The organism is Shewanella piezotolerans WP3, assembly GCF_000014885.1.
GTDB lineage: Bacteria > Pseudomonadota > Gammaproteobacteria > Enterobacterales > Shewanellaceae > Shewanella > Shewanella piezotolerans.
Genome location: NC_011566.1, coordinates 1,061,085 through 1,082,154, shown reverse-complemented (window position 1 = coordinate 1,082,154; position 21,070 = coordinate 1,061,085). Strand labels below are relative to the sequence as shown.

At 43.1% G+C, this 21,070-nt stretch carries 23 protein-coding genes; 12 read left to right on the top strand and 11 right to left on the bottom strand.

The features are described 5' to 3' along the window. Nucleotides 1-670 precede the first annotated feature (670 nt). Entirely contained in the window at nucleotides 671-883 is a 213-nt protein-coding gene (gene cspE, locus SWP_RS04730) for a transcription antiterminator/RNA stability regulator CspE (RefSeq protein ID WP_020911253.1), read from the bottom strand. An 855-nt stretch (nucleotides 884-1,738) separates the two neighbouring features. On the opposite strand from cspE, the gene SWP_RS04725 reads away from it, so the two are divergent. Both SWP_RS04725 and SWP_RS04720 read left to right on the top strand, forming a co-directional pair. Next, the gene (locus SWP_RS04725) at nucleotides 1,739-2,098 is read left to right on the top strand and encodes a VOC family protein (protein ID WP_020911252.1); all 360 of its coding nucleotides are present in this window, start codon (nucleotides 1,739-1,741) and stop codon (nucleotides 2,096-2,098) included. Between the two features lie 191 nt (nucleotides 2,099-2,289). Beyond that, nucleotides 2,290-2,601, top strand: a complete 312-nt coding sequence (locus SWP_RS04720) for a hypothetical protein (RefSeq protein WP_020911251.1) — start codon at nucleotides 2,290-2,292, stop codon at nucleotides 2,599-2,601. Between the two features lie 78 nt (nucleotides 2,602-2,679). Here SWP_RS04720 and torS read toward each other — a convergent pair whose 3' ends face one another. Then, nucleotides 2,680-5,592, bottom strand: coding sequence for a TMAO reductase system sensor histidine kinase/response regulator TorS (torS, locus tag SWP_RS04715; protein ID WP_044555676.1), 2,913 nt, complete (start codon nucleotides 5,590-5,592; stop codon nucleotides 2,680-2,682). 147 nt (nucleotides 5,593-5,739) lie between these two features. On the opposite strand from torS, the gene SWP_RS24385 reads away from it, so the two are divergent. Next, nucleotides 5,740-6,063 (top strand): hypothetical protein, encoded by a 324-nt coding sequence (locus SWP_RS24385; protein ID WP_228371115.1) that lies wholly within the window; start codon nucleotides 5,740-5,742, stop codon nucleotides 6,061-6,063. Next, complete coding sequence (torT, locus tag SWP_RS04710; RefSeq protein WP_228371114.1) at nucleotides 5,961-6,803, top strand: TMAO reductase system periplasmic protein TorT; 843 nt, start codon at nucleotides 5,961-5,963, stop codon at nucleotides 6,801-6,803. The genes SWP_RS24385 and torT overlap by 103 nt, the downstream gene beginning before the upstream one ends. Nucleotides 6,804-6,845: 42 nt before the next feature. On the opposite strand, the gene torR is transcribed toward torT, so the two are convergent. The 4 genes from torR to SWP_RS04690 form a co-directional block, all read right to left on the bottom strand. Then, on the bottom strand, nucleotides 6,846-7,556 hold the full coding sequence (gene torR, locus SWP_RS04705) for a two-component system response regulator TorR (protein ID WP_020911247.1): 711 nt from the start codon (nucleotides 7,554-7,556) through the stop codon (nucleotides 6,846-6,848). A gap of 357 nt (nucleotides 7,557-7,913) precedes the next feature. Continuing rightward, complete coding sequence (locus tag SWP_RS04700; RefSeq protein WP_044555675.1) at nucleotides 7,914-8,651, bottom strand: TorF family putative porin; 738 nt, start codon at nucleotides 8,649-8,651, stop codon at nucleotides 7,914-7,916. A gap of 125 nt (nucleotides 8,652-8,776) precedes the next feature. Further along, the gene (locus SWP_RS04695; RefSeq protein ID WP_044555674.1) at nucleotides 8,777-9,610 is read right to left on the bottom strand and encodes an ion transporter; all 834 of its coding nucleotides are present in this window, start codon (nucleotides 9,608-9,610) and stop codon (nucleotides 8,777-8,779) included. 130 nt (nucleotides 9,611-9,740) lie between these two features. Continuing rightward, nucleotides 9,741-10,700, bottom strand: coding sequence for a GlxA family transcriptional regulator (locus SWP_RS04690; RefSeq protein ID WP_044555673.1), 960 nt, complete (start codon nucleotides 10,698-10,700; stop codon nucleotides 9,741-9,743). A gap of 110 nt (nucleotides 10,701-10,810) precedes the next feature. On the opposite strand from SWP_RS04690, the gene SWP_RS04685 reads away from it, so the two are divergent. Beyond that, nucleotides 10,811-11,602 (top strand): MBL fold metallo-hydrolase, encoded by a 792-nt coding sequence (locus SWP_RS04685; protein WP_020911242.1) that lies wholly within the window; start codon nucleotides 10,811-10,813, stop codon nucleotides 11,600-11,602. 162 nt (nucleotides 11,603-11,764) lie between these two features. Here the strand turns inward: SWP_RS04685 and SWP_RS04680 are convergent, their stop codons facing one another. Further along, entirely contained in the window at nucleotides 11,765-12,061 is a 297-nt protein-coding gene (locus tag SWP_RS04680) for a winged helix-turn-helix domain-containing protein (protein ID WP_020911241.1), read from the bottom strand. Nucleotides 12,062-12,391: 330 nt separating this feature from the next. Here SWP_RS04680 and SWP_RS04675 point away from each other — a divergent pair, with 330 nt between their 5' ends. Genes SWP_RS04675 through SWP_RS04665 form a run of 3 tightly spaced genes read left to right on the top strand, consistent with a single transcriptional unit; the run spans nucleotide 12,392 to nucleotide 15,361 of the window. Beyond that, nucleotides 12,392-13,297, top strand: a complete 906-nt coding sequence (locus SWP_RS04675; RefSeq protein ID WP_228371113.1) for a PH domain-containing protein — start codon at nucleotides 12,392-12,394, stop codon at nucleotides 13,295-13,297. Further along, the gene (locus SWP_RS04670) at nucleotides 13,287-14,792 is read left to right on the top strand and encodes a PH domain-containing protein (protein WP_020911238.1); all 1,506 of its coding nucleotides are present in this window, start codon (nucleotides 13,287-13,289) and stop codon (nucleotides 14,790-14,792) included. Before SWP_RS04675 ends, SWP_RS04670 begins: the two co-directional genes overlap by 11 nt. Before the next feature lie 2 nt (nucleotides 14,793-14,794). Beyond that, nucleotides 14,795-15,361, top strand: coding sequence for a DUF924 family protein (locus SWP_RS04665; RefSeq protein ID WP_044555672.1), 567 nt, complete (start codon nucleotides 14,795-14,797; stop codon nucleotides 15,359-15,361). Nucleotides 15,362-15,409: 48 nt separating this feature from the next. Here the strand turns inward: SWP_RS04665 and SWP_RS04660 are convergent, their stop codons facing one another. The 3 genes from SWP_RS04660 to SWP_RS04650 all read right to left on the bottom strand — a co-directional run bounded on the left by SWP_RS04660 (nucleotide 15,410) and on the right by SWP_RS04650 (nucleotide 17,173). Continuing rightward, on the bottom strand, nucleotides 15,410-15,853 hold the full coding sequence (locus SWP_RS04660; RefSeq protein WP_020911236.1) for a universal stress protein: 444 nt from the start codon (nucleotides 15,851-15,853) through the stop codon (nucleotides 15,410-15,412). A 326-nt stretch (nucleotides 15,854-16,179) separates the two neighbouring features. Next, nucleotides 16,180-16,611, bottom strand: coding sequence for a universal stress protein (locus tag SWP_RS04655; protein WP_020911234.1), 432 nt, complete (start codon nucleotides 16,609-16,611; stop codon nucleotides 16,180-16,182). Nucleotides 16,612-16,792: 181 nt separating this feature from the next. Further along, a complete protein-coding gene (locus tag SWP_RS04650; protein WP_020911233.1) occupies nucleotides 16,793-17,173 on the bottom strand; it encodes a SpoIIAA family protein in 381 nt (126 codons plus the stop codon). A gap of 170 nt (nucleotides 17,174-17,343) precedes the next feature. Here SWP_RS04650 and SWP_RS04645 point away from each other — a divergent pair, with 170 nt between their 5' ends. The 3 genes from SWP_RS04645 to SWP_RS23360 are packed head-to-tail and all read left to right on the top strand — an operon-like array spanning nucleotide 17,344 to nucleotide 19,669. Then, complete coding sequence (locus SWP_RS04645) at nucleotides 17,344-18,768, top strand: coniferyl aldehyde dehydrogenase (RefSeq protein ID WP_020911232.1); 1,425 nt, start codon at nucleotides 17,344-17,346, stop codon at nucleotides 18,766-18,768. A 21-nt stretch (nucleotides 18,769-18,789) separates the two neighbouring features. After that, nucleotides 18,790-19,362, top strand: coding sequence for a TetR/AcrR family transcriptional regulator (locus SWP_RS04640; protein ID WP_020911231.1), 573 nt, complete (start codon nucleotides 18,790-18,792; stop codon nucleotides 19,360-19,362). A 19-nt stretch (nucleotides 19,363-19,381) separates the two neighbouring features. Further along, nucleotides 19,382-19,669, top strand: a complete 288-nt coding sequence (locus SWP_RS23360) for a DUF1272 domain-containing protein (RefSeq protein WP_338057157.1) — start codon at nucleotides 19,382-19,384, stop codon at nucleotides 19,667-19,669. Between the two features lie 554 nt (nucleotides 19,670-20,223). Here the strand turns inward: SWP_RS23360 and SWP_RS04635 are convergent. Further along, nucleotides 20,224-20,451 carry a hypothetical protein gene (locus SWP_RS04635; RefSeq protein ID WP_020911229.1) on the bottom strand — a complete coding sequence of 76 codons (228 nt, stop codon included), beginning with the start codon at nucleotides 20,449-20,451 and terminating at the stop codon, nucleotides 20,224-20,226. Between the two features lie 420 nt (nucleotides 20,452-20,871). Here SWP_RS04635 and SWP_RS24100 point away from each other — a divergent pair, with 420 nt between their 5' ends. Then, a complete protein-coding gene (locus SWP_RS24100) occupies nucleotides 20,872-21,021 on the top strand; it encodes a hypothetical protein (protein WP_187148538.1) in 150 nt (49 codons plus the stop codon). Nucleotides 21,022-21,070: the final 49 nt, after the last annotated feature.

Sequence of the window (21,070 nt, the reverse complement as noted above, 5' to 3'; positions counted from 1 at the left end):
CGCAAGTATCATAAAGACACTCGCTATGTCATTAAGACACCCTTAACGCCGAGTCTTTATGACAAAGTATCAAAGTGAAAAAACCGATACTGGTTGGGATTAATGCTAATACCAATCAGTATAAGAAGTTGATCTACTCAGAGCGTTTTTGGCACGCTAATTCAAGGCGAATAAATGACATAATGGTTATTCCCTTATGAGTTTATTCAACGCAGAAGTAGCAAGCCAAAAACACTCCTAAAGGCGAGTTTTAGCGGCTTTGATGCTGCGTTAATCAATTTGAACGTAGAATAACTATGCTCTTCATTCATTGCTAACCACATGGATGTGGTGAATGTCATTAATGCAGGAGCATTTAATGACCTTACCTCAAAGTCGCTAAACTCTCGCTGAGCGATCAAATCTTTATACTGATTGGTATAATCAGTATAAAGCTGGGGAGCAATGAAGCTGCGGTGGAAAACCAATCATCTGCAACAGCGTAGGAATGTATCTATATGTGATGTAGGGTAATGGTGGCCAACAACATGCGCTGTCGTAACTTGGTTAGCGCTAAAACGCAAAAAGCGAACCTTTCGGCTCGCTTTTCAAATAATCAAGTAAGGTTAACCTAGCTTAATTATCTCAAGTAACTCAACTAGTCTTAAGACTGTTTGAGTCAACTTTCAACTTAGATAGCAACTACGTTAGCTGCTTGTGGGCCTTTTTGGCCTTGCTCTAGGTCGAAAGAAACTTTTTGGCCTTCAGCAAGAGTTTTGAAACCGTCTGAAGCGATTGCACGGAAATGTACGAATACGTCAGCGCCGCCATTGTCTTGAGTGATGAAGCCAAAACCTTTGTCTTCGTTAAACCATTTTACGATACCAGTAGTTGAATTAGACATTTTGTGTCCCTTATATAATTAAAAATTAATAAATCTATCGCGAAATTGCGATGTGCTGAGAGCTTGAATTATTAAATGTGACGATGAAGCTAAGGGAAACACTATGGATAACAACGATAACGCAGTAATCTGAGGCTTACTTTTACTTGATGGTTCACTAATAACTCTGAATGCCAGAGCAAGGCGTACTTTACAGCAGTCAGAGATATTGTAAAGGTTTAATTTATGTAAAAAGAGAGTACATCCGCGCTTTTTCGCCGATGGTTACAACGTCAAGTAAGGAATCTACCTTACAATTAACCGCTTAAAAAACGAACAACCCTATCAAGCTCTAGTTGATATTTTTTAAACTAGTACAAGATTCAAACATATTTCAGATAGACTCAAGTTGATAAGTTGAACAGCTAACCTCTTTCGGGCACTATTTTAGGGCATTATAGCAGTGTCATTTAATGGTAGATCTTGATGCAACCAGCAACTGTCAGCGATGTGGAGCGGTAAACGCTCAATTACACCGTTGCTGATAATTGCAAGTTATGCGACTCGTGTTATAACTCAATGAGCAACGGAATAGAGACAACAAACTACAGGGATAAGTATGTATAGAAGAAAGCAGGAAAACCAACTATTTTGTCAGTGTAAACACTGCAATTCAGAGAATGTACATATTATCTTTTCATTTATCCCTAACCTGCTGTCATACCCATTAGGCCTGTGTTTACTGACCTTAATGGGTATTCAACCCTTTCCGGTAAAACTACATTGTAAAGCCTGTGCTAAAGCCTTCTATGGCAGCGGGATACATCACTAATCAAACTTAGTTTAATCGACTCAAAACACAAAGACTCAGCTTATATGAATAATCCAGCAACGCTACTCATCGTGCAAAACCTGCAGCAATCTAAAACCTTTTACCTAGACATACTAGGACTTGAGTTGATATCTGAAACTGACTCTTGCCTTAGGCTGCTCGCTGGAAACCACAGCGTATTAGTGTTTCAAGGAACCTTACCTGCTAGTCAATATGAACACAGCTACAATGCCAGTTCCACACTGGTTTTTAGTGTAAGCAGCCTTGATGAAAAAATCGATGAACTAAAAAATCACAACGTAGAATTTATTCATCAAACACCCAATGCAAATGAGTGGGGCCGATATGCTGCCTTTAAAGATCCATCAGGTATAGTGCATGAGATTTTTGAGCCTTACAGCTAAGTCACATCATCCAGAACCTATGTCAATACACCGACGGGGATGTTTAATACTGCTTGTTTCTTATAACTATTTGCATTAGCTTGTAGCGCAATCTATTGATACGTAACGATAGTTAAAACAAGTTATCTATATCAAAAAATATCAAGCAGTTAGTTTGATAGTTATTTTTAATTACTTGAAAAGGAAAACAAGTGAAAATCATCGCTATATTGCCATTATTATTGGGCTTGTCGGCTTGCACCGTATTTCTTGGTGACCCAGATGAACGAGTGGCGAAATTCAAAGACTTTGAGCTTTGCACCGAACTCGCAGATAAAACATTTAAGTATCATCCTGAGTGGGCCTGGGCTATTACCGATGAAATTAAAAAGCGTGAACTCGATAGTTCAGCCGAATGTCAAACAGTCTATAGCAACCGAATTGATAGACTTACCAGAAAGTTGAAAACTAAACCTTTGAACTTTGAAGAAGCTTTAGCAAGTACCAGCAAAGGGGCAATTTAAGCTAACTAGAACTGTACCCCATAAGCCGACGAGACTCGCTTATGGGATATTGTTAACTTAGCTTGCTACAACGCTACGTTATACCTGACCATCAAGCCATTTAGACAATTCATCTAAAGAAGAGCGCCATAACTCGCACAGTGCTGAATGCTGGAACTGCAGATACTCGTCTGCACTGATTTTTAATTGTTCAACATCACGGCACTTAGTCGCCAACAGCGACAACCCCATACTAGCGCTGCTGCCCTTTAGCGCATGTAATACTCGTTCAAAATCTTCAGGCGCTTTGGTAAGAGTCGTTATATGCGTTTGACTAGACGCTTGATAAAGGTTGAATAATTCTACGACAGCATCTTTACCTAAGTAGCTCATATCTTGGGTAAGTTGCTCATCATCAAGCAACTCTGTTGAGCATGGTTCTAGTTTACTGGCATGATTTTGCTCAACATTTGCTATTACATCAGGTTCTTTAGCGCAGCCAAGCCAAACTGACAACGCCTGCATATCTAACGGTTTCATCAACACTTGATCAAACCCCTTAACTTGATAGTTTTCCATATCTTCAGCTTGTAGCTGTGCAGTAAATGCTGCGATAGGGGGGGTATGAGCTGCTTGTTTGTTTATCTGTTGCAACTCCTCTAATAAGCTAATTCCCGAACCATCACCTAACTGGATATCAAGCATGATGGCATCATATTGAGTGGCTGTTTGTTGGGTGTAGAGCTTCCGCGCCGCTTCGCAGCTAGTTGCTAGCTTAGAGTCATGACCTAAGTGTGCTAGAAACCCCTGAGCCACCATTGCATTGATCTTGTTGTCTTCTACCACGAGTACCTGCTTGGAATTCACCCGTTCAGCCTGCTGTTGTAGTGTCCTATCGGGACCTGCGCAGACTGTTAACGGTAATGAAAAACCAAAGCAACTTCCTTGCCCTACTTCGCTTTTTACCCACAAAGACTTTGTGTTTCCAGGGGCTGAACTCATTAACTCAACCAATTGTTTACTGATAGCAAGGCCAAGCCCTGTGCCGCGATCACGACCTTTTCCAGGCTCATTACTGTAAGCCTTAAATAGCTTTTTCATCGCACTGGCATCAATTCCCACACCGCTATCTTGAACTTTGAATGCCAGCTCATCGCGCGCTACCGTTACACTTAACTCAACATTTCCTTCCGGAGTAAATTTAATGGCATTTCCCAATAGGTTAAACAAGACTTGGCGTAATTTGGGACCGTCAACATAGACCCACTTAGGTAAGTCCTTATAGTTAGCCACTAAGGTTAAGCCGGCAAGCCCAGCTCCAGCCAACATGATCGCCGCGACTTCATCGAGCAGTTGAGCTAAGTCTACCGCCCTTGGCTCGTTCGCCAATTTGCTCTGTTCAAGTCGAGAGAAATCTAAAATGTCGTTGAGCACCGTTTGCAGCAATGTTCCACTGTATTGCGACAGAGCCAGCATCTGCCTTTGAGCAGGTGGTAAGTTGGAATGCCCAAGCAATGTTAAAGTGCCCAGTAAACCGTTAAGCGGGGTGCGGATCTCATGACTCATGGTGGCTAAAAACAGTGATTTAGCCTGACTAGCTTGCTCTGCCATGTCTCGGGCTAACACATGCCCTTTCGCTTCTTTGTCTAACTGAATATTAGCTTCAGCCAACTCTAATGTTCGCGCCTCAACTTTCGCTTCCAAGGCTTGCTTATGCTCATATAACTCTTCAGCAGTATCACGCAGTTCAGCTTGCAATTTAAGGTTATGTTCGGTCTTTTGTTTAAATGCTTTAATCGCACTCGCCATCGCGGCTAATTCATCATCGCCTTGGGTATCAATAGTCACCGCAGTGTTACCCAGACTTAACTGCGCTAATGCATTGGTGGCGGCATTGAGCTTGAGCGCAATGCCCTGATAGATCACTTTATAAATAACGAACGCTATCACTAACAACATGAGTAACCCTGTAAGTAACAGGCTCACTTTCGACCAGCTCAATTGGTTAAGGTAATCGCTTCTGGCATTATCAGCCTCTATACGTTGTGTCCTCATGGCGCTATCTACAGCACTATTTAATGCATCCAGTTTATCGGTGAGTGCCTGCAGCTGTAACTCTTGGATTTGGTTTAACTGAGTGTGATGCTTTTGCAGTAAGATACTTTGCGGCAAGGTCTGCAAAATAGTGACCTGCTTTGCAAATGCCTTTGCTCGAACAGGATCGCGAATAATTGTTGATAGCCGTGTTAACGACGCAAAATAGCGTACACCAGCATCTGATGATGGATCATTTAAGCCACTCAATGACACCCCGAGCTGGGTTAGCTGACTGTCATTTTTGGCTAACGAATTAAATACCGTGCTGTCCAGTTCAGGTGATTGAAATACTTGTCCCATTAAAGCAATGTTATGCACTATTTTCAGTGCTCGATTCAGTCGTTCTTGTATATCAACATCTTGCTCTATCAAGCTATCAAGTAACTTAGAAGTTTGCTCTGTGCCCACCGCTTGCGGGTAAGCTAAACTAAGTTTAGACAAAATACCGGAATCGACAATCGCAAGCTCCGCTAACAATAACTCAGTACTTTGATTTGAAGCCCCCACCAGCGCTTTACCTTGTAACTGCAATTGGTAGCCAGCCAAAATGCGCTGACCAACTTGTTCCCCAAGCAAGGATAGATCGCTAATGATGTCCGATGCGCTTTGCTCAAGGCTTAGATCAAAGTTCACATTGAGGGCTTTAAGTACTTTAATTGCATTTAGCATAGCCGCGCTGTTAATTGACAATTTCCGTCCGATTAATTGCCGCTGCGACTCTTGCTCAGACTGGCCCAACAACTTAGCGTTTTCGGCTAGGGCGTTACTTGATAACACCAACTGGCGAGCGGCCTCAGATGCTGGCAGCGCTCTGTCGTAGAGATACTTATCAGCCTGTTGTACCCAGTGCAGACTTAAACTTCCAAGAGAGACTAATAACAATAACAACAGCGCTAATAGACTGAAGGCCAGCATTAAGCGTCCAATTAAGCTCTTTCTTGATAAAGATAATCTAGGCCGCGGCAATAAGGATAATGACAAAGGACTCACTCTTCTACGGTATGCTGTTACAATATCTAACATTAGTATCTAACATTAGCACGAAACAAAGGTATGTTAACTATGGCGAAAGCTTTACTGCAATGGAAAAGTTTACTACTTGCGCTATCACTCGCCAGTCCATTCTTAAATGCAGCTGTAACCGTACCTAGCTGGTCGCTTGAACAGCGGCAGCCCTTTGATCAAACCATTCAGCAATCAACACCCATTCAGTATACTCCACTCAATAAAGCCAAAAAAGACTGGCGAATTTGCGTGCTCATGCCGCACTTAAAAGACAGCTATTGGACCGGTATCAACTATGGTTTAGTCGAGCAAGCAAAAAAGCTGAATCTGCATTGGCAGTATTTGAAGCCGGCGGATACTACGGTCTCGACAAACAATTGAGTCAGCTCGATAGCTGCATGAAACACAACTACGATGCAATCTTACTTGGCGCTGTTCGCCCAGATATACTCGATTTCTACAAACCACCTCTCAACAAACCCATTATTGCCTTAGTTAACCGTTTAGATAGCAAACAAGTTAACACTCGGATTGGGGTAAATTGGTACCAGATGGGCTTTCAAGCAGGTCAATATATACGTAAGCAAACCTCGCAGCCAACCCAAGTTGCACTGTTAGCTGGCCCCGATAAACAAGGCGGAAGTGGTTTAGTTGAGCAAGGGTTAACGGCTGCACTGGTCAATAGCCAAGTGACGATATCAGCCGTGCGTCACGCTGACAACAATCGTAATTTGTATCGCGATGAAATTGAGAGTCTCTTAAGCAGCCAAACGCCACAATATATTCTAGGCAGTGCGGTGGCCATTGAGGCCGGTGTTGCCATTTTAAGGCAGCTTCAACTTGAAGATGATATCAAACTGGTTAGCAGTTATTTGTCACCTGCTATCCTTCGTGGTATCTATCGCCAGCGGGTTGAGTTTAGTAATGATGACTTAGTCGTCGTACAAGGTATGCTCGCCATTGATGTGGCAGTAAAGGAGCTTCAAGGCGCATTAGCGTTTGGCGATATTGGCCCAAAAATTCAGAGCCAAAGTATTGGTAGTATAAATAAACAAGTTTTAAAAACCAGCTTAGCGCCGGCGGATTACTACCCTATCTATCGCGTTAACAATACTGACTAACTCACAGCTAATAAAGCGAACATAGACAACAAAGGCACCTGCTTAGTCTTTCACTTTTGCAGCAAACAGATAGCCTTCGCCATGCACAGTGACAAATAGCTCAGCAGACAGTTTATTACGTAATCGCCTGATGATGACATCGATGGTTCTGTCGTTTACATCTTGATTGCGGTGGCTGGTTTGCTGCATAAGTCGGTCACGTGAGAGCACTTGTTGCGGATGCAGTGAAAAAGCGGTAAGCAGTTCAAATTCAGCTTTAGTCAGCTTGATGAGCTCACCATTACAGCTTAATTGACGGCTATTCAGTTCTAATGTGTAGTCGTTAAAAGCAATAATGTTGTCATTTGGGTCGACTTTCACTGCGCCTTCATCTTTTGCTCTTTGCACTAAAGATATACGCCAAAGTAGATTTTTAACCCTAACTAACAACTCCCTTAGCTCGAATGGTTTAGTAACATAATCATCGGCCCCCATCTCTAAACCTACGATTTTATCGATAGTCTCATCACGGCCGGTAACTAAGATGATCCCTACATCACCTCGGCTTCGCAGTTCGCGGGCAAGGCTTAACCCATCTGTACCAGGTAGATTAATATCGAGCATGACCAAGTCGATGTGTTGCCGCTCAAACTCATACCACATCTGCTCGCCATCTTGAGCTTCGACGACTTGATAGCCCTCTTTCTCAAAATAGCCTTTCAATCTAGCTCTAATGACGGCTTCGTCATCAACAACCAGCACCCTATAGCCCATATATCACCTCTACCATACGTTTCTATAACGTTCAGGTATTTTGCTTCACCGTATTAACGCCACATTATATACCTGTTCGACCTCAAGATGCCTGTTTTCAGTGGCAATTAACAGAGATTTAGACAAGGCTTATACCGTCGCACAATAGCGGGCTTATTGTCGAGCTCTGTCACCGAGGGGGAATCATTTTTAAACCCAACCAACGGGGGCAGGTATCGACATAATTTGGCTGCGAATACACATCCTGAACTCTCAACCTGATCCACTACGGACTAATATTCCAGCGTTGCTTCCAGCTTAGGTTACTCATGATAAAAAAGCCGACTTGATTAAGCCGGCTTTTATTAAGGGTATAGATTAAAAACTCTTACTTAAACCGAAGACCACACGGTCATCAAAGATCTCTGTTTGCGTGCCATACACTAGATGAGACTCATCAACTGAACTGCCATGGTAACGCAAGTCAAAATCTAAGCCCACATAGCTCGCTGCAACACCTAGGTTCCAATGCGTCCAACCTTCAGCGCCTTCACCGTCAAGATCTTGGTAACCAAATGACCCCGACACCTTAATACCGTTGTTAAAGTCGTAGCTTGGGTGAACCGCATAGTTAACGCCCTGCCAACCCTCTACGCCAAACCAGTCATCAATAGTCGGCGTCACTTCTAATGTGACGTTCGCCTGACCAAACTGTTTACCGACTTTAATCCATAGCTCAGTGTAGTTTGAGTAAGAAGCGCCTGGGTAAAGATATGAAAACACCATCACATCATATGTCACACCGCTATCACCAAAGCTGCCCGCTTTTCCAATGTAGGGAGCAGTAACTATCTCAAGGTTAGGATCAGCAAACTTAATGTTTGATGCAAAAACGCCGGTATACCATCCATCATCGTTACCCCAACCCAACGTACCCTGAACTACAGGGACATCGCCATCCATTGTTTCAGACTCACCACGAAAAACGTAGTCAGTGGCAAACTTAACGTTACCACTTAGCTGGCCACCGAATAGCTCATTGTTATCGGCCGCCATAGCAGTGCCCATCGAGGTCGCCGTTAAGCTTGCAAGCATCAAAGCGTGTGCAGTTTTCATATTCATCATCCCATTGTGTTATTTGAGACAAATGTTACTCCCAAGTTATTAATAACTTTGGCAGTAGATATGAACCAATAAACCAACAATATGAAAAAATATGAATGGTATTTATCCCATTCGTTTTATCCCGCTTTTTGTAACAATAAACCTTTCAACTCTTCTATCTGCTGTTTCAGCTCTGCCACATCGGCGGCACTTGCGGGTTTATCGCTTGCAGGGATATCTACTTTGGCTTCATCTTCAGCCCGCATTGCTGCCGTTTCCTGAGTCATTACATCAAGCACTGCACCGACCATCATGTTTAGAAATACAAAAGCCGTCAGGAAAATGAAGCTCAAATAATAGAGCCAGCTTAGAGGGTATACCGCCATGGTTTCGTACATTACCGAGGTCCATGACTCAAAGGTTGATACCCTAAATAGCGTTAACATCGCCACAGAGACATCGCCCCATAGAAAATCATTAATATTTGCAAAAAGCATGCTACCAATAGCGCCGTAAATATAAAAGATTACAAACATTAACAGTGCGATATACCCCATTCTTGGGATCGCTTTTAGTAGCGCGTTAACCAACATCCTTAACTCTGGGATCATTGATACTAGACGCAATACTCTGAAGATACGCAGCAACCTTGCCAGCAGGATTGCCGAGCCGCCCGCGGGGATTAAGCTACCAATCACTATGATGGTGTCAAAAATATTCCAACCATTACTAAAGAAACGTTTCGGGCCATCGCTTGCAAGAAATCGAATAACAATTTCAATAGCAAAAAATACTGTGATGCCAAGGTCAAGGAGTACTAGGCTTTTTTCCATCCAGGTAGGTAGGTGGTAGGTATGCGCTCCTATCGATAAAGCGGAGACAATAATAACAAAAATGACAAAGCCTTGAAAAACTTTGCTGTTATCAATTAATTTTAACTTTGACTGTAAAGCAGAAACATTGGCTAGCACGGACTAAATCCTCAAACTCATTTGAAACCATTTTAAAAAGAGCAATTATTATCCCTGAATATTCAAGGATCGCGTAGTTTAATTAGTAACACTTAATTTTGGGTTAATTTGGCTACGGGAATAGCTAAGATTAACCATAAAATGTGTGACGCCACTGTGAAGGTGAAACCTTAAAAGCTTGTTTAAAATGCTTTCGATAAACACTTTCGGAACCGAAACCGGACAACTCAGCGACTAGAGCGACTGAATTGCTTGTGGTTTCAAGTAAAGTTTGGCTTAGTTCCAGTCGCTGATTTAGCAGCCACTCATTAAAGCTACAGCCATAAATAGCCCTAAAATGACGGGTAAAAGTGCGCCGACTCATCGCACAACGCAGGGCCACATCGTCAATATTGTGTGCTTGCGTTATCTGGGAGCTTATCGACTCCATCACTAACGTCAGACTCGTTTGGCTTTCTGGCATTTTAGGGATAGGTATGGGTATGTACTGTTGTTGTCCACCCGAGCGGAACGGCGCCGTCACCATTGATCTTGCAAGGTTGGCAGCCACTTCAGTGCCCAATAAACGTCTCACAAGGTGCAAACAACAATCTAATGCGGCCGCGACACCCGCCGAAGTGAGCAACTGTTCATGTTCAATAAACAGCGGTTCACTATCAAATATCACTTGTGGAAATTGCGCTTTAAACCTATCGCTAAACGCCCAGTGCGTGGTCGCAGTAAGCCCATTTAACAAGCCAGTTTCAGCAATAACAAACGCGCCAAGACACAGGCCAACTAACAATGCCCCGTTGCTGTGCGCCAACTGCAATGCCTCTATTAGCGATGCTGGAGCAGATGGCATCGAACTTGGCCAGCTGGGTATTATCACAATATCAGCCTCTACTAACGCCTCCAGCTGTGCTTCAACGGCCAATGAAAAACCATGGCTATTCTTCAACGCCTTTTCAGTCATACTAAACAGGGTGAGTTCGAAGGGTTGATAATCGCCTATAAAGACCTCTTCAAAAACCAAACATGGCACCGATAGATGGAACGCACTGATCCCATCGAATGCCAATACCATAACCTTGAATCGCTTTTTATCCATCCCACTGTCCCAATTTGAGCGAAAGGTGACCTTTAGGACAGTATTACACACATATCCACTTTCCTATAATGACGCCTATCTGGTCACCACTTTTTTAAACAGGTTATATTATGAAAATTCACCACCTACGCAGCGCCACATTTGTTATTGAGTCTGGCAAGCACTTTATCCTAATAGACCCTATGTTAGGTGCGAAAGGGACGATTCCGCCATTCTCTGTATTGCGTTTTAAGCCAAAGAAAAACCCAACGGTTGAACTCCCTGCCAATACAGATAAAATGTTAGAAAAAGTCACTCATACTATTTTAACCCATAGCCAGACCTTCGGGTTTAAGCCACTTCAACATTCAGATCATCTAGATCTTGCCGGAGAGCAATTCTTGGTAAGTCGCAATATTCCGGTCACCACACCCGCAAAGGATAAAGCCTACTTAGAAAAATATGGTATTACGGTCACTAACGGTGTAGATGACTGGCAGACCATCGATTTTTTAGGCGGTAGGATCACCGCGGTGCCAGCACAGCATGGTCATGGTTGGATCCACAAATTGATGGCAAATGGCAGCGGTTTCTTCCTTGAACTCCCCAATGAACCCAGTATTTATATTAGCGGTGATACTGTGCTAACCGCTGATGTCAGACGAGCGCTAACAGAGCTACAACCCGATATTACCGTTGTTGCTGCCGGGGAGGCACAGATGGATGTAGGCCAGCCATTATTGATGTCAACCAGTGAGATATTGGAGTTTGTCGCACTTTCACCTAACAAGGTGATAGCCAACCATATGGAAGCGTTAAATCACTGCCCTACTGATCGTAAGACTTTCAAACGTGTATTGGAGGAAAATAAACTAGCAGATAAGGTGTTTATTCCTGAAGACGGAGAAACCTTATCTGTATAAAAACAATACAGACAATACCACTATTTATCATACCCTTAGGCTAAATATAAAAGTAAAGGTATGCTTTTATCCGTTAAAAGGCATTTTAGACTTTAAGTAAACACACAGGGCATGACAATGCCCTGCATCAATCCTATTGACCTGCTTTAATATAAGATTTGCTTAATTCAGCAGCTGTTCTATTTGCGCTAAATTTTGGCTAACCCAAGTAGCATTAATTGGCCCCCAGTCAGCAATTTTATAGCTGCCTGAATTATTACGTCCCTCATCTTGAACGAACTCACAATCAATTCCTAAGTCACTAAACGCGGCAATTGAATCTTGTAAGGTTCTGCGGGGCATACCTGTGAGTTTATGCAAAGACAGTAGATTATGGCTTTCAGTTTCGATTTGATGTGCGATAAACAGCTTTCTATAAAATGCTTTTTGCTGTTTAGAAACAGGTTGATTAAGACTCATTAATTTAATTTTTAGGAAGTAATAGCCCGTAAATTACGTTATTTGCAGTAAATAACAAGTGATAGCGACTAGATTATACCAATCAGGCTAAAGATTTGATCGCTCAGAGAAAGTTTAGCGGCTTTGAGGTAAGGTCATTAAATGCTCCTCGGTAACTGCTCCTGCGTAACTCTCGATAATCACTCCAGCATGGGTATAGATTCGAGCATCCTTACTCTCGTACCTCCCATATCTGACCTCCAGGGATGGAGGGAATGCCTTAAGCATGCCAGGAACACGCTAGGTCATGTGGTTAGCAATGAATCAATATTAATCAAAATGTTGCCAAATATGTCTCCTACTGGCGAAGGTTTGTTAGATACTGATATAGTTGATAAAGATAATACGTGTTACATGAGCAATGAAATGGATGATTCACAATTGGAAAATGTCACGACTTCAACTAACTCCCCAAGTAAAGCCGAGCAGCAAAATAGCGCAGTAGATGGTTTAGCAACTGAAACAGGGAATACAGAAAGCACGGAGAACACACACTCAGCTCACAGCTTAGTCCCTCAAGCTCAATGGCAGGGGTTTGAAGAGGTTGAGCTACAAAGAATTGATGAGCGCTACTATACCCAAGTACTCTATGAGAGTTTATTCATTGCATTAATTGGCTTTATTGTCGCCTCACTTGCCACCATTTTACCAGGTGCACTGAGCGTTACCTATGTCATCCTCATCATCACCGCAGTGCTGCTGCTAATGTTTGCCATTGGTTATCTTAGTCATAGACAAGCACAAAAGCTTGGCTATGGTGTATGTGAACACGAATTTTTGATGGAAAAGGGCCTCTGGTGGCATAAGCGCACTTCACTGCCCTACTCTAGATTGCAGCATGTTAGCCTGTCTCAGGGGCCACTAGAAAGGCACTTTAATCTATTTACCTTAAAGTGTTTTAGTGCTGGTAGCGGCAGCGCAGAAATAGAACTTCCAGGTATAGAGCAACAAACCGCGGAGCATTTACGTCAACACCTACTCGCCCAAGCAGCCAAAGCTCACTTAACCGATCCGCAGCAAACAGATACAGAGCTAAGCGATGACCAACCTGATGTGCTTAATAGCCTTGATGGACTCATATCTGAGCAGGCTGATATAGAGCAAAACGATACCCAAACTGAAGTTTCAGATGACACTGACGAGCTCGCAACTAAGCCGTCAGCAATAAAAGAGTCTGAGGCGCGCCATGAGCAATAGATTTGCAGAATGGTCATCGCTATCAGCTTGGTCAATTATTAGCTTTACCTTGTTCGCTTTTAAACAACTATTGAGCAACGGTTATGCGCTAATCCCTGTCGTTTACACTGGCTGGAAGCAGGGTTTTAGTAGCCCTTGGGTTATTATTGCAGTGCTATTAAGCCTGCTCTTAATCCTTAGTTACAGCGTGCTGCAATGGTTCAAATTTCGATTCAAGATTGATGCTAACAAGCTTAATATTAAGCACGGTATCATTTTCAAGAAAGTCGACGAAATCCCTTTCAATAAAATTCAAAACGTTCGCTTGCAGCAACCTCTTTATTTTAGGCCTATGGGGCTCTACAGCATTGTGGTAGAAACCGCGGGGTCTAAAGGCAATGAAGCGGAACTTTCAGCCCTTGATTACAAAGAAGCTTTAGCGCTGAAAAAGCGTTTGATGACCGAGCAAGAGCAACAAAGCTCGACCAATAGCACTGACGTTGGCGCGAACACGGCTGAGACTCGACACAATACAGTCGCACGTAAAAGTTTTAAGGAGTTGGTTTTATTCGGGTTGTATCAGAACAATGCTATTTGGTTAGCCGTTGTCTTGGGGCCACTATTTGGTCAACTCGATTGGGAGTCAATGGAAAACCTGCAATCTGTGCAAGCTTTCTGGGCTTGGTACGATGCCAATATCGCTATCAGCTTTATTTTGCAGGCAACCTTTGCACTGTTGGCTTTAACTTTATTCTATCTACTTTTTTCGATTCTCTCCATGACATCTGCCGTGCTGAAATACTTTCCCTATCGCTTGAGTCGTAGCGGAAATACCTTACATCGCACGGGCGGGATTATCGCCAAACAAAACGATGCTTTAGCAATAAAGCGCATTCAAGTCGTTAAATTCTATCAACCACTTGTGGGCCGGCTCTTTAAACGCTGGACTGCGTATTTCCAGCAAGTAAAAGGTCATGAAGTTGAGCAGCGCGGCAGCAGTAACATGCTGGTGCCGACGATGTCTCGCAGTGGTATTGCCGAGCTGCTACCAAAGCTAAAAGGCATTGAGGCAACCTCCACCACGCTGCCTAAAACCTACCAACATATCCACATAGGTTGGTTCTGGCGGCGTGGCCTATTGCCGCTGCTGGTTCCTGCAATCAATACTTACTTTCATGGTTTAGACATATTTACCGAGCTCCTTTGGATTGCAGCTAGCCTATTTAGTGTTGGGATCTACCTAAGATATCGCCAATATGGATATGTGATTGAAGGGGATAATCTGTGGTTTCACTCAGGCTTATTCGGCCACTCTTGGCAGCTTGTCGCCTTGAGTAAAGTACAGCATGTCGCAATGAGCCAAACCCCGAATCAAAAACGCAGTCAGTTAGCTAATCTTGAAATTGGGCTTGCAAGTGGCAGTATTAAGCTACCCTATATATCAGTAATCGATGCCCGTTATATCGCTGAGCGATCACTATCGCTTGTTCATAATGACCACCGAAATTGGATTTAACTATGGATCAAAAAGCAGAAAGTAACCCTATAACGCCCGATACTATTTTACATTTTTGGTTTGACGAGATAGAACCAAAACAGTGGTGGATAAAAGATACTGAGTTTGATGCGCTGATAAAAAAACGTTTTGAAGCAGTGCTAAAGCAAGCCGTTGCAGGAGAGCTTTACCATTGGCGTGCAACGCCAGAAGGACGCTTAGCGGAGGTTATCGTGCTAGATCAATTCTCACGTAATATCTATCGCGATACGCCGCAATCTTTTGCGGCAGATTCAGTTGCTTTAGTGCTGGCACAAGAAGCCGTTGCACTTAACAGTGATAGCGAACTTAAAGCTAAGCAAGTACCATTTTTATTCATGCCCTATATGCACAGCGAATCGCTTGCCGTCCACGAAGTCGCAGTGCGGTTATTTAGCCGAGAGGCAGCCCAAGGTAACCTTGAGTTTGAGCGCAGGCACAAAGCGATCATCGAACAGTTTGGCCGCTATCCACATCGAAATGCGATTTTAGGTCGCACATCCACTGCTGCAGAATTGGCATTTTTGCAGCAACCAGGCTCTAGCTTCTAACGCGAGTATAATTAGCGCTACCACTGACTTGCTAATAATCAAGCAAGCTTATTTAACCACTAACACCGGGGTTTTAGCTTTATTAGCTAATGCCTCGGCAATATTGGGGTTAAGAAGGTGGGCAATGCCTTGTCGACCATGGCTAGCAACCACTATCATGCCTATTTCCCCCTGCTCTGATTCAGCTAAAATCTCAGTTAACACATCGCCACTACGAATAACGGTTTGCACAGTGAGACCGTGATTGAGCTCCGCCTGTATATCGAGCTGAATTTTTTGTAAACTTTCAGTCGCAAACGAAGTTATTTGTTGCTCAAGTTCTGCCACAGCTTCAACCGCTAAGCCATAATGATGCTCATTAAATGGCTCACTCATCACATGCAACAATCTTAAACTGACACCATATAAATTTGCCATCTCTACCGCATAACTGAGCGCATGTGACGCCGTTATAGAGAAATCTGTTGGACAAAGGATCTGACGAGTACGCATAGCGACTCCTTTTATTTAACTGATAACGTTAGGGGCTGTTGATCTTTCACGGTTGTTTTTGCCGTAGTTTATTGGCTATTTTGACAAGGCGGAGGCTATGCCGTTTAGTTATTCTCCACAAATAGTCTACAACACAGTAAAAATAACCAAGAAACGCGGCTCTTTGGGTTCGATTCAATGCTTCTATTACGGTGTTATGAGCTTTTTAGCCAGCTAAGCTTTATCGCTCAAGCCTTGTACTAGAAGCATTATTCCTTACGGTAAAGAACCGAACAAAAACTAAGCTCGAAAGATCAACAGCCCCTAGTAATCAAACTTTGCTATTGCTACTTCACCACTAACACAGGGCACTTAGCCCTATTAGCCACCGCTTCTGCAACATTAGTGGCCAAAAAGTGAGACAAGCCCGTACGGCCGTGGCTAGCGATAACTATCATCCCCGCCTCTGAAGACTCCGCTTCTTTAAGGATCTGCTCCGAAGCAACGCCATGGCGGATAACGCTCTCTACCGACAACTCACTATTAAGCTCAGCTAACAAGGCATGCATCTGCTCTGCAGCATTATCTTCCATGCTTTTGGCAAGTTCTTCCGGCGTCACAGTGAGTATTTGGTAGTTCTCGAGTCCTACAGGCTGATCAATAACATGCACCAATCGTAATCCTACATGGTAAAGGTTAGCCATCTCTATTGCATACTTGAGCGCATGTGAGGCGGTTTCAGAAAAATCGGTCGGGCATAATATTTGTCGAGTACGCATATCGAATTCCTCCAAACATTGTTTAATTAGACTATGCTGTGGCCGCTATCCGCTTTAGTCATTCGTTCTCGCTCGAAGCAAGACCAAGGCTAAATTGTTAGCTTAAAGGCTTTATACATCGCAGCCTATGGGCCACAAACTAACTTAATAGTTTGAGTAAAAATGATTAACTAGTTCAACGTTAATCCTTTAACCACTTATATGCTTGCTCTTTATCTTCAAAAAACTTGGCATCATAAGGCATAAACCAGCTTCCAATCTTTGTCATCCACTCTTGAAAGTCCCCACTACCAACAACGGCTATTTTTTTAAACTCACGTTTATGAGCTAAGCCAAGTTTAAGGTCATCCCACGCCGCTCTAACCTCCCAACCATCAAGCTCTGTAACATCTGCAACCACATTGATTTCGGGATGCTGAACCTCGGCTAAAGCAGACTCAATCATAGGTACCATATATTGATAATCTTGGTGTGTAAGCTTACCTTTTGCAGTAAAACTCAAATGGAACTTGTCACCAAACCGCTCAATACCAATTGATATTCCATGTCTTTTATCACTCATCTTAGCCTCCTTTAGTGGTGTAACTACACATTTCATTTTAGTGAAGTTTAGCCAAGTGAAGTTGATCTTGCTCACAAAACAAACTGATATTTGACCTTTGCAAAAAAGTGAATTATATTAGACCGACTAATCAGTCGGTTATTTAAAGAGCACTTTCTGGAGCGATGAAAATGAACATGCCAATTCAACAAGCAACACAGCCTTTATCAGATATTCTAGTCGCGCAGCGTACTCAATATCTCGCTCAACCTGCTCCATCCTATGAAGCGAGAATTGAGCACCTAAAGAGCCTTAAAAAGTCGATACTAGCCTATCAAGAGCAACTGGTTCAGGCGTTAAACCGAGACTATGGTAACCGCTCAATTGATGACAGTAATATCTCTGACATCATGCCGTGTATCAACAACATCAATTACAGTCTCAAACATTTGAAAAAATGGATGAAGCCAAGTCGCCGTCATGCTGGCCTGTTGCTCGCTCCAGCTAGCATTAAAGTGCAATACCAACCGCTTGGTGTCGTTGGTATTATCGTGCCATGGAATTTCCCGATTATGTTATCGGTAGGCCCTCTGATTACGGCGTTAGCTGCCGGTAACCGAGCGATGATAAAACTATCTGAGTTTACCCCAGAGACCAACAAAGTTCTGATAGCCATGCTTGCAAGCATCTATGATCAAAACCATGTTGCCTGCGTCGAAGGCGAAGCAGATGTTGCTGCAGAATTCTCATCGCTACCGTTTGATCATATGCTATTTACCGGCTCCACTACCGTTGGTCGTCACGTTATGCGTAGTGCGGCGCAAAACCTTACCCCAGTAACCTTAGAGCTTGGTGGTAAATCACCAGTTATCGTAGCCGATGATATTGATATGGATATTGCTGTTGAGCGCATGATCTACGGTAAATGTCTTAACTCAGGTCAAATATGTGTCGCACCCGATTACGTGTTAGTGCCCAAAGAAAAGCTTAATGATTTTGTACAAGCCTATAAAAGAAAATTTACCAAAATGTATGGCCAAGTCAGTGACAACAAAGACTACGGCAGTATCATCAACCAACGTCAATTTGACCGCATGATGCAAGTTCTCGACGATGCTAAAGCAAAAGGTGCAACCGTAGAAAGTGCCAATGACGAAGCGATTAATACTGAAAAACGTAAAGTCCCCACCCAAGTTATTACTGGCGCCACCGACGACATGCTATTACTGCAAGATGAGATATTTGGCCCATTATTACCCGTTATACCCTATGAAGAGTTAGATGATGCGATCGACTACGTCAATCAACGCCCGCGTCCATTAGCACTCTATTTAATGAGCTTTGATAAAGCGACTCAACAGAAAGTCATGAATCACACTCACTCTGGCGGTGTTTGTATTAATGAAACCGTGTTTCATGTTGCCGCAGATGACGCACCATTTGGTGGTATCGGCCCATCAGGAATGGGACACTACCACGGCAAAGAAGGCTTCTTAACTTTTAGCCATGCTAAAACGATTCTCAAGCGTGGCAAATTCTTCAATACTGGTAAACTAGTCCACCCTCCTTACGGCGGCGCTTTGCAACAATTACTGACAAAATTTTTCCTGCGCTAAAGCATTAGGGTAATCTCATTGATGAGTAAAATAGATAAAAAACAAGCCATACTAGACACTGCGCTGACGCTATTTGTCAGCCAAGGCTTTTATGCCACGTCAACGGCCTCTATCGCCAAAACTGCAGGGGTGGCAACAGGGACGCTATTTCATCATTTCGCATCAAAGAATGAATTGATGAACTATCTCTTTCTCAATATAAAGCAGGAGCTTGCAACTGAAATACAGTCGAAATCGAGCAATAAGGGAGAACTGCAGTTAGACGCTGAACATCTGTGGAATGTTGCTATCGATTGGGCGATTGCCAACCCCTTAAAACAGGAGTTTTTTCAGCAGTATTCGATGTCCCCCTCCATTGCGGCAGAGATAAGGCAGCAAGCAATGACAGGGATCTTGAGCTTTATGGGAGAGTTAATCACTCATGGTCAAAAAACAGGCATCCTAGCGAATTATCCGCTATCATTGATGCTAGAAGGTTGCCACGGCCAATACTTGGCTGCGACACGATACTTTTTAGACCACCCTGATAAGTGGCAAGATGTAACTCACAAGCAGGCAAGCTTTTCCATGTTTTGGAATGCAATGAAAACCTAAATGTGACAGTAACAAGCTCATGGAAGAGACAAACCCTTGTTACAACCGTTGTAGCAGTAGATTAGTTATTCAAGGGAGTGAATTTATGTTAAGAATGAAAACCGAGTGCGAATGCTGTAAGACAAAGTTAGCTCGAAAAGAGGTCGCTTATATCTGCTCTTTCGAATGCACTTATTGCAAAAGCTGCAGTGAGAAGATGCATTTCACCTGTAACAATTGCCAAGGTGCTTTGGTACTTAGGCCACCGAGGTTAATAGAACCGTTTAAGATCCCGGCCGCCGAGCTAAAAAATACCCTCTTTAGTTAAATAGCTTGCTCAATGTCGTGAGTGATATTGCGACTGCTTGAGCCTGAATAATGAAAGGTCAGCAAATGCTGACCTTTATTGTGCACCAAAGCTTATCACCACCAAATTATACCAATTGCATTAAAAGTTTGACCATTCAGCGGGAATTCAAAACGCTGTAGGCAAGTAGTGGGATTTGAGCTAATAGTTATTCTCGGCTCTGGCATCCTGCTTCGCTCTCGATAATTGCTCCTGCATTATTCTACCTTCGACCATCCTTGGTCTCATACCTCCTAAATCTGACCGCCAAGGAGGGCCGGAATGTCTTATTTTGTATGGAACAAAATAGACCATTTAGTCGTATATCCAAATCCCATAACGAAGCATACAGCGTTTGCCAATTTGTTTAACCTCAGCCGCACTACGTGAGCCCCTCAGTCTTTCCACTTCTGCTTTGCATTGGCTTAAAAGGGAATAACCCTTTCTTTACCAATGCGCTTTGAATTGAAAAGACTGGGGGTTCTGAACTGCTCAAATACTTAATGCAATGGGTATTAATTATCAGCTATAACACCTTAATCAAACTTCAAACCACTCCTTTTGACTCTTCTTATCAGCTCAAATACTCCCCAAGCGCCTAGGAGCAGCAAGCTAATTTGCAGTAGGCTGATAGAGCTAAAACTAAAGTCTTCAGAGTATCCAGCCAAACCAATAAGGTAGCCAGCCTGAAAAATCCCCACGGTTGCAAAAGTGACGCTAATTACCAATAAAAAATACTTTGAGAATCGAGTACGGCAAAACATAAAGACTCCTGTCTAAATCTTGTTTAGTTTGACGGTTACTAAAAAGGGAGAGCTATAGGCACAATAAAGCAAAGAAATAATTAGCCTTCAAAGATTTAGCAAGCTTGGCTCTCCACATGCTATACCCAAACAAAACCCCTGCTGTAGCAAATATAACGAATGAGGAGACAAATCCATCAAAAAATGACTTGTCTCCCATACTCGTCTGAATTAATACCAATCAGTATAACTGCGGTAGAAACTCCCTAACCGAGCACGCCGACCAGCAACACAAACCGAACCCTATCGTATTTCCCTGCGCTCAAACTCATTACTCCTCCTTGAGCACTGCTCACTAAAAAGAGCGACTAACTAGGGGCTGTTGATCTTTCACGGTTGTTTTTGCCGCAGTTTATTGGCTATTTTGACAAGGCGGAGGCTTTGCCGTTTAGTTATTCTCCACAAATAGTCTACAACACAGTAAAAATAGCCAAGAAACGCGGCCCTTTGGGTTCGTTTCAATGCTTCTATTACGGTGTTATGAGCTTTTCACCTAGCCAGCTAAGCTTTATCGCCCAAGCCTTGTACTAGAAGCATTATTCCTTACGGTAAAGAATCGAACAAAAACTAAGCTCGAAAG

Coding starts and splice junctions, on each gene's coding strand:
- cspE (WP_020911253.1), bottom strand. CDS start 883: ATGTCTAATTCAACTACTGGTATCGTAAAATGGTTTAACGAAGACAAA.
- SWP_RS04725 (WP_020911252.1), top strand. CDS start 1,739: ATGAATAATCCAGCAACGCTACTCATCGTGCAAAACCTGCAGCAATCT.
- torS (WP_044555676.1), bottom strand. CDS start 5,592: ATGCTGGCCTTCAGTCTATTAGCGCTGTTGTTATTGTTATTAGTCTCT.
- SWP_RS24385 (WP_228371115.1), top strand. CDS start 5,740: ATGGCGAAAGCTTTACTGCAATGGAAAAGTTTACTACTTGCGCTATCA.
- torR (WP_020911247.1), bottom strand. CDS start 7,556: ATGGGCTATAGGGTGCTGGTTGTTGATGACGAAGCCGTCATTAGAGCT.
- SWP_RS04700 (WP_044555675.1), bottom strand. CDS start 8,651: ATGAAAACTGCACACGCTTTGATGCTTGCAAGCTTAACGGCGACCTCG.
- SWP_RS04690 (WP_044555673.1), bottom strand. CDS start 10,700: ATGGATAAAAAGCGATTCAAGGTTATGGTATTGGCATTCGATGGGATC.
- SWP_RS04685 (WP_020911242.1), top strand. CDS start 10,811: ATGAAAATTCACCACCTACGCAGCGCCACATTTGTTATTGAGTCTGGC.
- SWP_RS04680 (WP_020911241.1), bottom strand. CDS start 12,061: ATGAGTCTTAATCAACCTGTTTCTAAACAGCAAAAAGCATTTTATAGA.
- SWP_RS04675 (WP_228371113.1), top strand. CDS start 12,392: ATGTCTCCTACTGGCGAAGGTTTGTTAGATACTGATATAGTTGATAAA.
- SWP_RS04670 (WP_020911238.1), top strand. CDS start 13,287: ATGAGCAATAGATTTGCAGAATGGTCATCGCTATCAGCTTGGTCAATT.
- SWP_RS04665 (WP_044555672.1), top strand. CDS start 14,795: ATGGATCAAAAAGCAGAAAGTAACCCTATAACGCCCGATACTATTTTA.
- SWP_RS04660 (WP_020911236.1), bottom strand. CDS start 15,853: ATGCGTACTCGTCAGATCCTTTGTCCAACAGATTTCTCTATAACGGCG.
- SWP_RS04655 (WP_020911234.1), bottom strand. CDS start 16,611: ATGCGTACTCGACAAATATTATGCCCGACCGATTTTTCTGAAACCGCC.
- SWP_RS04650 (WP_020911233.1), bottom strand. CDS start 17,173: ATGAGTGATAAAAGACATGGAATATCAATTGGTATTGAGCGGTTTGGT.
- SWP_RS04645 (WP_020911232.1), top strand. CDS start 17,344: ATGAACATGCCAATTCAACAAGCAACACAGCCTTTATCAGATATTCTA.
- SWP_RS04640 (WP_020911231.1), top strand. CDS start 18,790: ATGAGTAAAATAGATAAAAAACAAGCCATACTAGACACTGCGCTGACG.
- SWP_RS23360 (WP_338057157.1), top strand. CDS start 19,382: ATGGAAGAGACAAACCCTTGTTACAACCGTTGTAGCAGTAGATTAGTT.
- SWP_RS04635 (WP_020911229.1), bottom strand. CDS start 20,451: ATGTTTTGCCGTACTCGATTCTCAAAGTATTTTTTATTGGTAATTAGC.